This window comes from Planococcus sp. ISL-110, from assembly GCF_018613575.1.
Classification (GTDB): domain Bacteria; phylum Bacillota; class Bacilli; order Bacillales_A; family Planococcaceae; genus Planococcus.
This window is the reverse complement of sequence record NZ_JAGGPX010000004.1, coordinates 1-15,333: the sequence shown is the minus strand read 5'-3', so window position 1 is coordinate 15,333 and position 15,333 is coordinate 1. Positions and strand designations below refer to the sequence as shown.

Here is a 15,333-nt window from a genome sequence, read left to right as displayed (position 1 = left end):
AGAAATCGCCATGGCTAAGAAAATTGCGAAAACCAATGCAGCACGCATGCTCGACAAAGAGAAGATTTCTTATGAACTGCTCTATTACAGCACCGACGATGGCAAAGTGGATGGCGTTTCTGTTGCAGCAAAAATCGCCGCTTCTGTCGAACTTGTCTATAAAACACTGGTGGCGATCGGGGCATCGAAACAACCATATGTTTTCGTCATTCCAGTTGCGGAGGAACTTGATCTGAAAAAAGCGGCGAAAGCGGCAGGCGAAAAGAAAATTGAGATGTCCCCCGTTAAGGACATCTTGGCACTGACCGGCTATGTCCGCGGCGGCTGTTCACCTGTCGGAATGAAAAAGCCGTTTCCGACCTTTGTTTCGGCCGAAGCTGAGCAATTGCCTGAAATGATCGTTTCCGCCGGAAAAATCGGCATGCAGCTGAAACTGGCTCCCGCTGAATTGATGGCTGTGACAAACGGCCAGTTTGCTGAGTTGACAGCGCCAAGTCAATAAAGCCTCCATCCATTCTTTTTGAATGGGTGGATTTTTCATATCACAATAGAAGAAAAGAGGATTTGGATGAAGCGTTCGCTGTTTTACCGCTGGTTGTTTTTTATTGTCGGATTGGTTGTTCTGGCACTCGGTTTTACCATGACCATCAAAGGCAGCAAACTGGGCATCGGCCCGTGGGATGTGCTGCACGTCGGGCTATACTTGAATTTCGGGTTGACCATCGGCACCTGGTCTGTCATCGCCGGTTTTGTACTGATCGCCAGCACGGCTTTTTTTACAAGGAAAATCCCGCAGATCGGTACCTTTTTGAACATGCTGCTGGTTGGTGTCTTCATCGATATCTTTAATTTCCTCATTCCGGATATCGAGACGCTGGTCGGGCAAATCCTGATTTTATCAGCTGGTATTGTCGTATCGGGCTATGGCGTCGGCTTATACGTGTCACCGAAAATTGGTGCAGGGCCGCGGGACAGCCTGATGATGCTGGTTGTCAACAAAACCGGGCTCAGCATCAGCGTTGTTCGTGCAGGCATCGAAGTGGGCGTGGCTTTGCTCGGCTGGCTGCTCGGCGGACCCGTTGGTGTCGGTACGATTGCGGTCGCTTTGTTGACCGGTAGGATTGTGCAAGTTTCTTTGCCGCAATTTGAAAAACTGCTGGTAACGCTCATCAGCAAAAAAGAAGATGTTCCGCCGATTCTCAAAATTTAAGCAGCGCGCCTGAGGTCTAAGCGAAGCTGGAAGACGGGTGTTCTTTGCCTAGCTTCCGGTGAGGGCTATGCCGAAAGTCGTGAAAAATGTGAATTCGGAACCCAATCGCTGTAATTGAATCCCCGATTCTGATATGATGAAAATAAAGCCTAGTAAATCTATTGGTTTTATTGAATATGAACGAAAAGGGGTATTTTTATGGGAAGGGAATTTGTAGAAATATTTGATGAGTGGGTTCATACCTATGATGATTCAGTCAGCGGAAAAGACGAAGAATACAAGGACGTATTCGTAAAATATAACGAAATTCTACAGGCGGTTGCCGATGCAGCGATTGGACCTGTAGTGGAATTCGGTGTTGGCACCGGCAACCTGACTGAAAAACTTCTGGGCCGTGGCCTGGAAGTGGTCGGGGTCGAACCGAACGAAGCGATGCGGAGAGTGACGGCAGAAAAAATTGCCGATTTGACTCTCATTGATGGAGATTTTCTGGAGTTCGAATCAGGGGTTGCGCCGCGAAGCTTTGTCAGCTCCTACGCCTTTCACCATTTGACGGATGCGGAGAAAGCCCAGGCTTTTCAGGTTTACGCGGAGCAATTGCCCGCAGGCGGCAAAGTGGTTTTCGCTGATACCCTATTTGCTTCAGAAAGAGCCAAAAAGGAAATCGTTGCATTTGAAGAAACAAGAGGTCATGCTAATCTAGTAGAGGACTTGAACCGTGAATATTACACGACGGTTCCTGTCATGGAAAAACTGGCCATGGATGCAGGATTTACGGTAAAATTGTCGAAGATGAACAATTACGTATTTCTGATTGACGCAACTAAAAAATAAGGAGCGATTCGGATGAAAAAAATGAATGTTGAAAGCTTTAACTTGGATCACACAAAAGTAGTAGCACCGTATGTACGTCTGGCAGGGGAAAAAACTGGAGCTAAAGGCGATACGATCCGCAAATACGACATCCGCTTTAAGCAGCCAAACAAGGAACATATGGATATGCCTGGGCTTCATTCTCTTGAGCATATGATGGCTGAACACAGCCGCAACCATTCGGATGACATTGTGGATATCGGGCCAATGGGATGCCAGACCGGCTTTTACCTGTCCCTTATTAACCACGATGACTATGAGGATGTTCTGCGCATTTTGGAAAGCACATTAAAAGACGTTATCGAAGCAGACGAAGTACCGGCCTGCAATGAAGTTCAATGCGGCTGGGCAGCAAGCCACAGCCTTGAAGGTGCAAAAGAACTGGCTCGTGAAATGCTGGCGAAAAAAGACCAATGGCGCCAAATCTTCGCGGATAGAGCGATCTAAGGAGAATAACGATGAACTATGTTACCGAAATTCAGCAGTTGATTGGCAACACGCCATTGCTGGAACTGACACACAGCGAGATCCCGAACGGCTGCCGCATTTTTGCCAAGCTGGAGTATTTTAATCCCGGCGGCAGCGTCAAAGACCGTTTGGGCGTTTCGTTGATCGAAGATGCAGAAGCGCGCGGGGTTCTCAAACCGGGCGGTACGATGATTGAGCCGACAGCCGGCAATACCGGCATCGGCCTGGCCATCGCTGCCATCGGAAAAGGCTACCACGTGAAATTCGTGGTGCCGGAAAAATTCAGCCAGGAAAAACAGGGGCTGATGCGTGCACTGGGAGCGGAAGTCATCAATACGCCGACCGACAAAGGCATCAAAGGCGCAATCGCCAAAGCTAAAGAATTGGTGGAAGCGGAGGGAGCATTTTCCCCTTCCCAATTTTCCAATCCCGCAAATCCCGAAACCTATGTCCGGACGCTTGGACCGGAAGTCTGGGAAGCATTGGACGGCGAAATTGACGTCTTTATCGCCGGTGCAGGATCTGGCGGTACTTTCATGGGCACAGCGCGTTACTTGAAATCCAAAAATGAGGCCATTAAAACAGTTATCGTGGAACCGGAAGGATCAATCTTGAACGGCGGACCCTCAGGACCACATTTGACCGAAGGCATCGGGATGGAGTTTTTGCCGGATTATATGGATGACCGTTATTTCGAAGCCATCCACACCATCACCGATAAGGAAGCTTTCATGGCTGTTCGGGAATTGGCGAAGAACGAAGGTTTGTTGGTAGGAAGTTCTTCAGGCGCAGCTTTTGTGGCCGCGCTTCGGGAAGCGGAAGCTGCAAAACCGGGAAGCCATATTGTGACCGTATTCGCTGACTCAAGCGAGCGTTATATGAGCCAAAATATTTATGGCAGAAGTTTTGAGGAGGATCAGCAATGAAACCAAAAACAAGATTAATTCACGGCGGCATCGTTGGAGATGAAGCGACTGGCGCCGTATCCACACCGATTTATCAGGTCAGCACCTACAAGCAGGAAGCGGTCGGCAAATTCAAGGGGTACGAATACTCACGAACGGGCAATCCAACGCGCCATGCACTCGAGGAATTGATTGCGGATGTGGAATTCGGCCACGCCGGCTTTGCGTTCGGCTCAGGAATGGCAGCCATTTCATCAGTCATGATGCTGTTTTCGGCAGGAGACCATGTTGTTCTGACAGATGACGTCTACGGTGGAACCTACCGCGTCATCAATAAAGTATTGAACCGTTTCGGCCTGGAATTCACATTTGTCGATACCGGGAATTTGGCGGAAGTGGAAGCGGCGGTCAAAGAAAATACAAAAGCGATTTTCATTGAAACACCGACCAATCCGCTGTTGAAAGTGACGGATATTGAAGCGGTCGCAGCCTTCGCCAAGTCGAAAGGCCTGCTGACGATTGTCGATAACACGTTCATGACGCCTTACCTGCAGAACCCGATTGTTTTGGGTGCGGATATTGTTGTACACAGCGCGACAAAATACATCGGCGGGCACAGTGATGTCGTCGCCGGACTGGTGGTTGTCAATTCAGCAGAGCTTGCTGAAGAGGTCCATTTTGTCCAGAATTCCATCGGTGCCATTTTAGGGCCGCAGGATTCATGGCTGCTGATCCGTGGATTGAAGACATTGGGCTTGCGCATGGAAGAAGCCAACGCCAATGCACAAAAAATCGCGGAGTTCCTGGAAGGGCATGAAGCGGTTGGGAAAGTCATTTATCCTGGCCTTGAAAGCCACCCAGGACGCGAATTAATGCAGAAACAGGCAACTGGTTTTGGCGGCATGATTTCATTTGATGTAGGCAGCAAAGAAAAAGCTGGAGAATTACTGGCGAAGCTCAAATACTTCACGTTGGCTGAAAGCCTGGGTGCGGTGGAAAGCTTGATTTCCGTACCGGCACAAATGACCCATGCTTCAATTCCTATCGAACGTCGCGGCGAACTGGGCATTGTCGAAGGGCTTGTCCGAATTTCAGTCGGGATCGAAGATGTGGAAGATTTGATCGAAGATCTGCAAAACGGGTTAAAATAAGTGACAAACCGCCTATAATGGGCGGTTTTTTCTTATTCTTCTTCCTTTTTCTAACTCTTTTCAACTAAAAGAAGGATAAAAAAATAAATCTTATTACCTGTAATTTCGTAACTCGAAATATACCTTTTCCCCTATTCTTCTGATTATTCTGTCATGGTAAGATTTCCAAAGAAACAATATTCTGACAGTTTGGAAGGGGATGCAATATGAAGAACAGCAAATGGGTATCAATCTTATCGGCTAGTGCGTTAACCCTATCTTTATTCGCGTCAGCAGCTGCAGCGGCACCAACCGAAGCAGTGCCATCAGTGAACGATTGGAACAGTGAGCGATACGGGGACCGGATCGATATCGATCAAAGCCTGAATGAACTGACGCAGGACGCAAATTTCAAAAAAGAAGCGGATAAAAAGATAAAAGCGCAGGCTGATGACGTGACAGACGAAGGGTCTGAAGCGGCAGCCGACGGGACATTTACATACGATGGCGGAACGAAGAAATTTTTAAACCGTAATTTGAAATTTAAAGATTTCACCTTGCGCAGCGAGGGCGACAATGTGGAAATCTGGGTAGCGAATGACCTGGCTTATGGACCAGATAACCCAAAACCGGCTGATGTAGTGACACAAGCTCAAGTGGATAAATTGACTGCTGAATTCGACAGCAATATCTATCCGGTAGCGACGGATTTCTTCGGAACACCAGATGTATTGGATGGATCCAGTTCGCCGCTTCCTGGAATGGTCGGCCTTCCTGACGGCTATTACGAAGGATCAGACAAAGTCATCATGCTGGTTGATAACGTGCAGGATGAGGGGTGGAACAACCCGAGCTATCCATTTTTTGTTGCCGGCTTTTTCTGGCAGACACTTGAAAACTACACAGACCGCAACATCATCACAATTGATACAAATTCATGGGAAACACGTCTGGAGAGCACTTTCTTCGGAACAACAATCCACGAATTGCAGCATTTGATCCAAGCGGATAATGATCCTTCTGAAGAAACATGGTTGAATGAAGGCATGTCGACATTCTCTGAATACTTGGGCGGTTATGGCCACGGAGAAGGCTCAATCAACTTCTATTTGGATCATCCGGAAAACTCGCTAGTAAACTGGGATGAGCATGGAACAGCAGCAACTGGACCTGAAACAATTGCAGATTACGGCCAAACTTACCTGTTCACTCTTTATATGTACGATAAATTCGGCAAGGAGTTTATCCGTGAACTTGCAACCGACGGCGACAGCCAGGGAATGGCGAGCGTCGACAAACTGCTTCAGGATTATGGCACAAATAAAACCTTTACTGAAGTCTATCAGGACTTCATGACCGCTTTGACTTTGGACAACACTGAAGTAAGCAGCGACTACAATTTCGACAGTATTGACCTGCGCGAGCTGCCAGTCGGCACAAAGGGTGACGTACGCGGCAAAACGGTAGACTTTGAAAAAGCGAAGACCTTTGAAAAAGAAGGCGTTCCAGCATGGGGCGGCGACTTTAAAGAATTCAACTTCGGCAAGGATGTCCGCGGCTTGGAATTTGACGGCGTCGATTTCCTTCCTTTGCAATGGAAAACCGCTGCAAACCCACTAGATGCTTCTGAACAGGTATTGCACGCAAACAATGGCGACGAAGCCGACCAGGCATTGATCTTTGGAGCAACAGTTCCAGCTGACAACCCGGCGCTGACGTTCGACCATTATTACGATATTGAAGAAGGCTGGGATTATGCCGTAGTTCAGGTTTCCACTGACAATGGGGAAACATGGACTTCTCTTGAAAATGAAAACACACGCAGTGACGTAGTGGAAGAAGGTTACCCGGCTATCAAGGAAAGTGTGCCAGGTTTTACTGGTCATAAGCTGGATTGGTCTACAGAAACATTCGATCTTTCAGCATATGCTGGCCAGGATGTATTGGTGTCATTCCGGAACTTGACGGACTGGGGCTATAACGATAAAGGCTGGTTTATCAAAAACATTGAATTAGGTGATTTCACAGCGGACGGCACTTCAACAGATGCTTTCCAGTCATTGGGCCAATTGAAAGGTGAATACGTGAACTTCACAACAACATTTATCCAAACCAAGAAAAACGGCAAAGAGCGCGTCTTCCACGTAGATCCATTTAACGTGACGGAAAAACAGGCGCTGGACCTTCAACAGGTTCTTCGTGAAGGCAATGTCAAAATGATCACCTCTTACGCTGCTGAAGAAGGGCAACGGGAAGCGAAAGAATTCACGTACGAAGTGCTTTACAAACAGGACAACCCAAACAAAGGCAATAAAAAAGCTAAAGCCAATAAATAAGTTGAAAGCGGACCTCGGTCTGCTTTTTCTTTTGGAAAAAATGGCCGTATGTTAAGATGGATAGAGAATTTCGTTTGTGAAAGGAAGAGGACATTGTCAAAAAAACTAGATGCATTTTTAGATGAAAACTTAACAGAGTTAAAAGAGCAGGGTCTATATAATGAAATTGATCCGGTTGAAGGGCCAAACGGCGCCATCATCAAAGTACGCGGCAAAGACTTGATCAATCTTTCTTCAAATAATTACTTGGGGCTTGCGACCAACGAAGATTTGAAGCAAGTGGCAAAAGACGCCATCGATAAATACGGTGTCGGCGCAGGAGCGGTCCGGACAATCAACGGTACGCTTGATCTGCACGTGAAATTGGAAGAGAAGTTGGCTGAGTTTAAAGGAACACAAGCGGCCATTTCCTACCAATCCGGTTTTAACTGCAACATGGCAGCAATTTCGGCGGTAATGGACAAGAACGATGCGATTCTATCCGATCAATTGAACCATGCATCGATCATTGACGGCTGCCGGTTGTCCAAAGCGAAAATCATTGCGTTCAAGCATTCCGATATGGAAGATCTGCGCCTGAAAGCGAAAGAAGCGACAGAATCAGGCCTTTACAATAAAGTCATGGTCATCACAGATGGTGTTTTCTCAATGGACGGCGACATTGCCAAGCTTCCGGAAATCGTGGAAATCGCCAAAGAATTCGACTTGATCACGTATGTGGATGACGCACACGGTTCAGGCGTTACGGGCAAAGGAAAAGGCACCGTTAAGCATTTCGGCCTTGAAAAAGAAGTCGATATGCAAATGGGCACTTTGTCTAAAGCGGTCGGCGTTGTCGGCGGTTATGTAGCCGGCAAGAAAAACCTCATTGATTGGCTGAAAGTCCGTTCACGTCCATTCCTGTTCTCGACAGCGGTAACTCCAGGCGACGTGGCGGCCATCACAGCAGCGGTCCAGATGATCATGGACTCAACAGAATTGCACGATAAACTATGGGACAATGGCGATTACCTGAAAAAAGGCCTGGATGCACTGGGCTTTGATATTGGCCATTCTGAAACGCCAATCACACCTTGCATTATCGGCGACGAAAAGCTGACGCAGGAATTTTCCAAGCGTTTGTTCGATGAAGGCGTCTATGCCAAGTCGATCGTCTTCCCGACCGTTCCAAAAGGTACTGGACGCGTACGCAATATGCCGACAGCTGCCCACACGAAAGAAATGTTAGATGAAGCTATTGCGACTTATGAAAAAGTCGGCAAAGAATTAGGCGTCATCAAGTAATAGACGAAAACACGCCGGGCGCATGCTGCCCGGCGTGTTTTTATTTCCAGATATAAACTATACAGTCCGAATGTGGCGATATACAGTCCAATTCCGGCGAATACTGTCCAAACTGCCTCAAATACTGTCCAAAACAGCCGGAATACTGTCGATAGGCAATCCTTGCGCCTCAAAGTAAATCGCAGCAAACATTTTCGCCGTCACCAGCATCGCGGTTTCATTAAAATCGAAGTTTTCGTGATGATGCGGGTATACTGCACCGCTGTCTGCCATTTTTGCTCCGACGAAGAAGTAGGCGCCGGGCTTTGCCTGTGTAAAATAAGTGAAATCCTCGACCGGCATGACTGGATCGATTTCCACAACGTTTTCTTCACCCAAAACTTCCCGCCCTGCGCTACGGACCCGCTCAGTTTCGGCTGGATGGTTCCAGAGCGCATCATAGCCATTTTCGATGATCACTTCAGCCGTGGCGCCCATCGCGATGGCGACGTTTTCGACTATGGTCCGCAGACGCTGGCTGGCAAGCTTGCGCAGCTCGGGATCAAATACGCGGATGGTGCCTTCCAACACGGCTTTTCCAGGAATGGCATTGTCGGCGTCGCCCGCATGGAATTTGCCGATGGAGACGACCAGTTCTTTCAGCGGATCGGCGTTTCGGCTGACGATGGATTGCAGCGCCACCATGATATGGCTGGCTGCCAAAATTGGATCGACGCCGTTATGCGGTTCTGCGCCATGAGCTCCGGAGCCGTAGACGATGATTTTGACGGTGTCTTCAGAAGCCTGCAGAAAGCCGTCACGGACATAGATGCGGCCGCTGTCCATTTTGCTTTGCAGGTGAGCACCGTAAACAGCATCAACACCGTCCAGACAGCCATCCTCGATCATCGCACGTGCACCGCCGGGCGACAGTTCTTCACCGAATTGATGGATCAACCTGATGGTGCCGGGCAATTGGTCCCGAATGGCCATCATGGCTTTGGCGAAGCCCAGTAAAGCGGCAGTGTGTCCATCGTGCCCACAGGCGTGCATAACGCCTGGTACGGTGGATTTATAGGGGGTATTTTTTTGGTCATCGATCGGCAAGGCGTCGAAATCGGCCCGGAACGCAATCGTTTTCCCAGGCTTGCCGCCGCGGATCGTCCCGACGACGCCGCGCCCGCCAACTCCGCGGCAGACTTCCACGCCCATCTCTTCCAGTCGGTCTGCAATAAAAGCCGGAGTTGCGACTTCATGATGCGACAGCTCGGGATGCATATGCAAATGCCTTCTTGTTTCCACCATTTCCTCATACAGCGATTCAATCTGCTCAATGAATTTCATTAGCCTAAAACTCCTTTAGATGCAAAATATAATACCAATCAGTCCTGAATTTCACTATAGTATAAGTATACAGGAAGTTAAATTTATTGGAGGCTGTCAAATGAAAATCACAAAAGCGTCATTGCATGCAGTAAGATTTCCCCTCAACGAGCCGTTTATCATTTCCTATGCGACTTATCCGGATATGCCGGCATTGATTGTCGTATTGGAAACGGATTCAGGCTTGATCGGCTACGGGGAGGCGGTTCCGGATGAGCATGTTACAGGAGAATACTTTACTTCAGCATTTGAAGTGCTGAAGGAATTGTTCCTGCCTGCCGTGATCGGGATGAGTCCATTCGATATCGAAGCTATCCATTCAAAAATGAATGCGTTGATGGCAGGAAACTCAGCAGCAAAAGCCGCTGTGGATATTGCCTGCTACGACCTGATGGGAAAAGCGGTCGGCCAACCGGTCTACAATCTGATTGGGGGACAGGCGACTGCTCACCTGGATTACCCTAAAGTCCTAAGTATCGAAGCGCCTGAAGTCATGGCAGCGAAAGCAAAAAGTGCCGTAGAAAAGGGCTATGCTTCCTTAAAGCTGAAGGTAGGCAAGGGAGAGGCACAGGAAGATGTGGACCGGATTTTAGCTGTTCGTGAAGCGGTCGGCAGAGACATGCCAATCCGGGTGGATGTAAATCAAGGATGGAAATCCCCAGGCATAGCCGTAGCGGCAATCAAACAGCTCGAAGGGGCCAACATTGCCTGGGTCGAGCAGCCGATTCGCATGGGAGATATCCGTGGACTGGCCGAGGTCCGCTCGAAGACAGCAGTTCCAATCATGGCTGATGAAAGCATCCAATCGATGGAAGATTTGCTGGAAATCGTCCGGCTGCAGGCGGCCGACGTCATCAATATCAAGCTGATGAAATGTGCTGGTATTTTCCACGCTGCGCAGATGGCCAAGACCGCTGAAGCAGCGGGAATGCTGTGCCAAATCGGTTCCATGGTGGAATCATCCGTCGGTTCAGCGGCAGGCTATCACGTCGCCATGTCGCGCATCAATATCGAAAGCACAGAATTGACCGGTCCACTGCTCTTCAGCGAAGAAATCGGGGACTTGACCTATCAGCATCCTTACGTCTTATTATCTGGAAAACCCGGGTTGGGTGTGGAAGTGGACCAGGCGCAACTGGAGAAATTGACGGTTAAGAGCTGTGTTATTGAATAATGACAGTAAAAAACTCGCAGTCCCTTTTGGGGCTGCGAGTTTTTATGCTTAAGCAGGGTTTAGTGTTTAGCCGCTTGCGCTTTTCGTTGTTGTCCAGACTCCAGCGCCCAGGCCCTAGGGTCATAAGCCACTCTGGCTGTGCGGCAAAGAACGCCGCTTCGCCAGATCGTCTTATGCCCGCCGGACCTACATGAGCGCTTGCGCTTTTCGTTGTTGTCCAGACTCCAGCGCCCAGGCCCTAGGGTCATAAGCCACTCTGGCTGTGCGGCAAAGAACGCCGCTTCGCCAGCGCGTCTTATGCCCGTCGGACCTACATGAGCGCTTGCGCTTTTCGTTGTTGTCCAGACTCCAGCGCCCAGGCCCTAGGGTCATAAGCCACTCTGGCTGTGCGGCAAAGAACGCCGCTTCGCCAGCGCGTCTTATGCCCGTCGGACCTACATGGGCGCCTGCGCTTTTCGTTGTTGTCCAGACTCCAGCGCTCAGGCCCTAGGGTCATAAGCCACTCTGGCTGTGCGGCAAAGAACGCCGCTTCGCCAGCGCGTCTTATGCCCGTCGGACCTACATGAGCGCTTGCGCTTTTCGTTGTTGTCCAGACTCCAGCGCCCAGGCCCTAGGGTCATAAGCCACTCTGGCTGTGCGGCAAAGAACGCCGCTTCGCCAGATCGTCTTATGCCCGTCGGACCTACATGGGCGCCTCCGCTTTTCGTTGTTGTCCAGACTCCAGCGCTCAGGCCCTAGGGTCATAAGCCACTCTGGCTGTGCGGCAAAGAACGCCGCTTCGCCAGCGCGTCTTATGCCCGTCGGACCTACATGGGCGCCTCCGCTTTTCTTTAGATATCTGTATCCTGGATCAAACTGAGGAAACGTTGGGTCCGTTCTTCTGTCGGATGATTGAAGATGTCTTCGGGCTTGCCGCGTTCGACGATGCGTCCTTCGTCCATGAACAGCACTTCGTCCGCGACGCCTTTGGCAAAGCGCATTTCGTGTGTCACCACGACCATCGTCATGCCTTCGGCGGCAAGGTCTTTCATGACCTGCAGCACTTCGCCGACCAGTTCGGGATCGAGGGCGGAAGTCGGTTCATCAAACAGCATGACTTTTGGTTCGAGTGCCAGCGCACGGGCGATGCCTACACGCTGCTGTTGGCCACCGCTCAGCTGGAATGGATATTCGTTAATTTTTTCGCCGAGCCCGACTTTCGTCAGCAGCTGTTCGGCTTTTTTTTGGCCAGCTTTTTGTCCTGTTTTTGGACAGTGACTGGACCTTCCATGACGTTTTCAAGGGCGGTCATGTGAGGAAATAGGTTGTAATGCTGAAAAACCATAGCCGATTGCTTTCGAAAAGCCATGATCTGCTTTTTTGACAAGGATTTGGAAAAATCGACGGTTTGTTCGTCGATTGTCACAGAACCGGAAGTTGGTGTCTCTAATGTATTCAGGCAGCGCAGGAATGTCGTTTTACCGGAACCGGATGGCCCGATAACGACGATGGCCTGTCCTTTTTGGACGTCTGCGTCAATGCCCTTCAACACTTCGAGGTCGCCGAACTTTTTATGCAAATTTTTGATGGAAATCATATAGGACTCCTTACTGCAATCAGTAAACTGCTTTTATTATCTGGAAACGTAGCGGTCAAAGCGATTTTCGAGCCTTCCTTGAACGAGTGACAAGGCAAAGCAAATGACCCAGTAAAGCAAGGCCGCTTGGCCGTACAACAGCAAGAATTCGTAATTGGTCGCGGCGATTTGCTGGGCAACTCTGAACATCTCCGTAACTAAGATAAGAGATGCAAGCGATGTATCTTTAATCAGGCTGATGAACGTATTTGAAAGGGGAGGCAAAGAAACACGTGACGCCTGCGGCAAAATGACGCGCCGCAGGGATTGTGTGTAGGACATGCCAATTGTATCGGCGGCCTCCCATTGCCCTTTCGGAATCGACAGGATGGCTGCCCGGATCACTTCGGAAGCATAAGCCCCGACATTCAGCGAAAAACCGATGACTGCCGCTGGAAATGGATCGATCGTGATGCCGAGCGTCGGCAATCCGTAAAACAGGATGAACAGTTGAACCAGTAAAGGTGTTCCCCGGATAATAGAAACATAGATCCGGGCGATAATCTGAAAAATCTTAACCGTTGAAATCCGCGCCAAAGCTGTTAAAATCGCCAGCACCAATCCGAAAATAAAGGAAATGATCGAAAGAGGCAAAGTGAATTGAATCGTTGCCTCGATTAATGGAAGAAAGGAGGATTGCGCAATATCCGCAAGCCGTTCCATTCTGACCGGATCCGAGAAAATACTATTCAAGTACATTTTCACCAAACCATTCTTCTGAAATTTCATCATATGTGCCGTCTTCGATCATATCAGCCAAAGCCTGATTAACTTCATCCACGATTGCGCCACTGTCTTGTCTGAACAACAATCCGCTTTGTGCAGCATCTTCAGATTCATCAACAACTTTTACTTGTGCATCCGGGCGCTGTTTCAGGAAATCCAAAACTGTCAAATTATCGTTGACTGTCGCATCGACGCGACCAGAGTTCAATAATTCAATTGCTTGGTTAAATCCTTCGACGCCTTCAAGCTCGGCCCCAAATGAAGTTGCAGTTTCAGCATAATTGCTTGTCAAAGACTGTGCAGACAATTTGCCTTCTAAATCTTCGAAGCTTTGAATTTCAGTGTCATCTTCAGCAACTACCAGGACTGCAGTGGAAGTGATGTACGGATCTGAAAAATCATAGCTTTCCTGGCGTTCCGGGTTGATCCCGACCTGGTTGGCGACCATATCAAAACGGGAAGCATCCAATCCAGCAAACATGGCATCCCATTGCGTTTCAAGAAATTCCGCTTCAACGCCAAGGCGCTCTGCTACTTCACGCGCGATTTCGACATCAAAACCAGTCAATTCACCTGACGCATCATGGAAAGTGAAAGGAGGATATGTTCCTTCTGTACCGATAACCAATGTTCCTTCTTCCTGAACCTTAGCCAATAGATCGTCTTCCGTTGCATCATCCGTTGTTGGATCTTCTTCAGTGGATCCGCCGCCGCAAGCCGCCAATACCAGCATTGCCATCAATAATAAAAACGCTAAACCAAATTTCTTCATAAAAATTCTCCTCTACTTTTTTATAATTTTTTGTTTTGAGACTCCTTCTTGAATGTCTATACCCCTTATTTTTATTCCTTAAATAATTAATTTAATAATAAAGCCTTTTTAACCAACTGGAATAGTAGGTTTAAAAATTAAAAAAAGGAAAAATAGCCGTTCAATCTGAGTGGAATCACGAAGCTGGTTTATTATAGCATGCTTATCCGACAGTCTCAAATGAAGTGAACACAAAATGATTGCGATATTTCCATTCTTTGGACATCCACTGTTTATGCATGAATATGGGAAGCTTTGTTAAATGGAATACGGTTCTGCTTAATCTTTTTTTAAAAAGTATTTGTGTTTTTAAAGAGAACATCTTATAATAGCTTAATATTAAAGGTTAAATTAACAAGGTTTATAAGCTTATTTTTGTGTTTTTAGACAGGACAAATGTTGTGGAGAAAAGGAGTGTTGAAAATGGAACGAATTATGATTACAGGTGCTTTAGGACAGATAGGGTCGGAGCTTGTCGGGAAAATGCGCGGCATTTATGGCAATGACAGTGTATTGGCGACAGATATCCGCCAGGCGGCCGATCAATCAGGTCCTTTTGAAATTTTGGATGTAACAGATGCACAGAGAATGCACGATCTGGCAAAGGATTTTGGAGCGGATACAATGGTCCACATGGCAGCTTTGCTGTCGGCGACTGCTGAAGAAAACCCCCTTCTTGCCTGGAACCTGAACATGGGCGGCCTTGTAAATGCGCTCGAAGCATCTCGTGAGCTCGGCATGCAATTTTTCACACCTAGTTCCATTGGCGCATTTGGCCCATCAACACCTAAAAAGAACACACCACAGGACACGCTGCAGCGCCCGACCACCATGTACGGTGTCAATAAGGTAGCCGGTGAATTATTATGTGATTATTACCATACAAAGTTTGGCGTCGACACACGCGGCGTACGTTTTCCAGGATTAGTTTCAAACGTAGCAAAGCCTGGCGGAGGCACGACCGATTACGCGGTCGACATCTACTATAAGGCGATCGAACAAGGCAGCTACACATCTTATATTGCAGAAGGCACTTATATGGACATGATGTACATGCCGGATGCATTGCAAGCCATCGTTGATTTGATGGAAGCAGATCCTGCCAAACTGATTCACCGGAATGCTTTCAACGTAACTGCCATGAGCTTCGAGCCCGAGCAGATCGCGGCATCGATCCGCAAGCACATCCCGGATTTCAAGATGTCTTATGCAGTCGATCCAGCCAGACAGGAAATCGCTGATAGCTGGCCGGACAGTATTGATGCTTCAGCCGCCAAATCGGAATGGGGCTTTAAGGCGTCTTATGATTTGGATGCGATGACTTTCGATATGCTGGAAAAATTAAAAAAAAAGCTTCAACTCATTTAAGTGAATCCCGTTAAAAGAGCCTGGAATTTTAAAAACACCATCCGCAAATGCGAGGCCACTGAAAAACTACA

Annotated in this window: 13 protein-coding genes and 1 pseudogene; 10 read left to right on the top strand and 4 right to left on the bottom strand. The window is 48.3% G+C overall.

Features of this window, described 5'->3' with window-relative positions; genetic code table 11:
* Positions 1 to 10 precede the first annotated feature (10 nt).
* The 8 genes from ybaK (at position 11) to J7I83_RS01470 (ending at position 8,206) form a co-directional block, all read left to right on the top strand.
* Entirely contained in the window at positions 11 to 502 is a 492-nt protein-coding gene (gene ybaK / locus J7I83_RS01505; RefSeq protein WP_215098919.1) for a Cys-tRNA(Pro) deacylase, read from the top strand.
* Positions 503 to 568: 66 nt separating this feature from the next.
* Entirely contained in the window at positions 569 to 1,210 is a 642-nt protein-coding gene (locus J7I83_RS01500; RefSeq protein WP_215098918.1) for a YczE/YyaS/YitT family protein, read from the top strand.
* Positions 1,211 to 1,408: 198 nt separating this feature from the next.
* Positions 1,409 to 2,044, top strand: a complete 636-nt coding sequence (locus tag J7I83_RS01495) for a class I SAM-dependent methyltransferase (RefSeq protein WP_215098917.1) — start codon at positions 1,409 to 1,411, stop codon at positions 2,042 to 2,044.
* A gap of 12 nt (positions 2,045 to 2,056) precedes the next feature.
* Positions 2,057 to 2,530: an S-ribosylhomocysteine lyase gene (locus tag J7I83_RS01490; RefSeq protein ID WP_215098916.1), complete on the top strand. Its 474-nt coding sequence runs from the start codon at positions 2,057 to 2,059 to the stop codon at positions 2,528 to 2,530.
* A gap of 11 nt (positions 2,531 to 2,541) precedes the next feature.
* Positions 2,542 to 3,477 carry a PLP-dependent cysteine synthase family protein gene (locus J7I83_RS01485; protein WP_215098915.1) on the top strand — a complete coding sequence of 312 codons (936 nt, stop codon included), beginning with the start codon at positions 2,542 to 2,544 and terminating at the stop codon, positions 3,475 to 3,477.
* Complete coding sequence (locus J7I83_RS01480) at positions 3,474 to 4,607, top strand: bifunctional cystathionine gamma-lyase/homocysteine desulfhydrase (RefSeq protein WP_215098914.1); 1,134 nt, start codon at positions 3,474 to 3,476, stop codon at positions 4,605 to 4,607. Before J7I83_RS01485 ends, J7I83_RS01480 begins: the two co-directional genes overlap by 4 nt.
* 206 nt (positions 4,608 to 4,813) lie before the next feature.
* Complete coding sequence (locus J7I83_RS01475) at positions 4,814 to 6,922, top strand: immune inhibitor A domain-containing protein (protein WP_215098913.1); 2,109 nt, start codon at positions 4,814 to 4,816, stop codon at positions 6,920 to 6,922.
* 93 nt (positions 6,923 to 7,015) lie between these two features.
* Positions 7,016 to 8,206: a glycine C-acetyltransferase gene (locus tag J7I83_RS01470; protein ID WP_215098912.1), complete on the top strand. Its 1,191-nt coding sequence runs from the start codon at positions 7,016 to 7,018 to the stop codon at positions 8,204 to 8,206.
* A 117-nt stretch (positions 8,207 to 8,323) separates the two neighbouring features.
* Here J7I83_RS01470 and J7I83_RS01465 read toward each other — a convergent pair whose 3' ends face one another.
* Positions 8,324 to 9,529 carry a M20 metallopeptidase family protein gene (locus J7I83_RS01465; RefSeq protein ID WP_215098911.1) on the bottom strand — a complete coding sequence of 402 codons (1,206 nt, stop codon included), beginning with the start codon at positions 9,527 to 9,529 and terminating at the stop codon, positions 8,324 to 8,326.
* Positions 9,530 to 9,629: 100 nt separating this feature from the next.
* Between J7I83_RS01465 and J7I83_RS01460 the strand changes: the two genes are divergently transcribed.
* Positions 9,630 to 10,742 carry a mandelate racemase/muconate lactonizing enzyme family protein gene (locus J7I83_RS01460; protein ID WP_215098910.1) on the top strand — a complete coding sequence of 371 codons (1,113 nt, stop codon included), beginning with the start codon at positions 9,630 to 9,632 and terminating at the stop codon, positions 10,740 to 10,742.
* 830 nt (positions 10,743 to 11,572) lie between these two features.
* Here J7I83_RS01460 and J7I83_RS01455 read toward each other — a convergent pair.
* From J7I83_RS01455 to J7I83_RS01445, 3 genes and pseudogenes are all read right to left on the bottom strand, one after another.
* Positions 11,573 to 12,318, bottom strand: a pseudogene (locus J7I83_RS01455) (amino acid ABC transporter ATP-binding protein).
* Between the two features lie 36 nt (positions 12,319 to 12,354).
* On the bottom strand, positions 12,355 to 13,056 hold the full coding sequence (locus tag J7I83_RS01450) for an amino acid ABC transporter permease (protein ID WP_215099084.1): 702 nt from the start codon (positions 13,054 to 13,056) through the stop codon (positions 12,355 to 12,357).
* On the bottom strand, positions 13,043 to 13,855 hold the full coding sequence (locus J7I83_RS01445) for an amino acid ABC transporter substrate-binding protein (RefSeq protein WP_215098909.1): 813 nt from the start codon (positions 13,853 to 13,855) through the stop codon (positions 13,043 to 13,045). The genes J7I83_RS01450 and J7I83_RS01445 overlap by 14 nt, the downstream gene beginning before the upstream one ends.
* A gap of 462 nt (positions 13,856 to 14,317) precedes the next feature.
* Here J7I83_RS01445 and J7I83_RS01440 point away from each other — a divergent pair, with 462 nt between their 5' ends.
* A complete protein-coding gene (locus J7I83_RS01440; protein WP_215098908.1) occupies positions 14,318 to 15,262 on the top strand; it encodes an L-threonine 3-dehydrogenase in 945 nt (314 codons plus the stop codon).
* Positions 15,263 to 15,333: the final 71 nt, after the last annotated feature.

Bases quoted from the DNA above. Each gene is read 5' to 3' on its own strand.
- ybaK (WP_215098919.1), top strand. From the start codon at position 11: ATGGCTAAGAAAATTGCGAAAACCAATGCAGCACGCATGCTCGACAAA.
- J7I83_RS01500 (WP_215098918.1), top strand. From the start codon at position 569: ATGAAGCGTTCGCTGTTTTACCGCTGGTTGTTTTTTATTGTCGGATTG.
- J7I83_RS01495 (WP_215098917.1), top strand. From the start codon at position 1,409: ATGGGAAGGGAATTTGTAGAAATATTTGATGAGTGGGTTCATACCTAT.
- J7I83_RS01490 (WP_215098916.1), top strand. From the start codon at position 2,057: ATGAAAAAAATGAATGTTGAAAGCTTTAACTTGGATCACACAAAAGTA.
- J7I83_RS01485 (WP_215098915.1), top strand. From the start codon at position 2,542: ATGAACTATGTTACCGAAATTCAGCAGTTGATTGGCAACACGCCATTG.
- J7I83_RS01480 (WP_215098914.1), top strand. From the start codon at position 3,474: ATGAAACCAAAAACAAGATTAATTCACGGCGGCATCGTTGGAGATGAA.
- J7I83_RS01475 (WP_215098913.1), top strand. From the start codon at position 4,814: ATGAAGAACAGCAAATGGGTATCAATCTTATCGGCTAGTGCGTTAACC.
- J7I83_RS01465 (WP_215098911.1), bottom strand. From the start codon at position 9,529: ATGAAATTCATTGAGCAGATTGAATCGCTGTATGAGGAAATGGTGGAA.
- J7I83_RS01460 (WP_215098910.1), top strand. From the start codon at position 9,630: ATGAAAATCACAAAAGCGTCATTGCATGCAGTAAGATTTCCCCTCAAC.
- J7I83_RS01450 (WP_215099084.1), bottom strand. From the start codon at position 13,056: ATGTACTTGAATAGTATTTTCTCGGATCCGGTCAGAATGGAACGGCTT.
- J7I83_RS01445 (WP_215098909.1), bottom strand. From the start codon at position 13,855: ATGAAGAAATTTGGTTTAGCGTTTTTATTATTGATGGCAATGCTGGTA.
- J7I83_RS01440 (WP_215098908.1), top strand. From the start codon at position 14,318: ATGGAACGAATTATGATTACAGGTGCTTTAGGACAGATAGGGTCGGAG.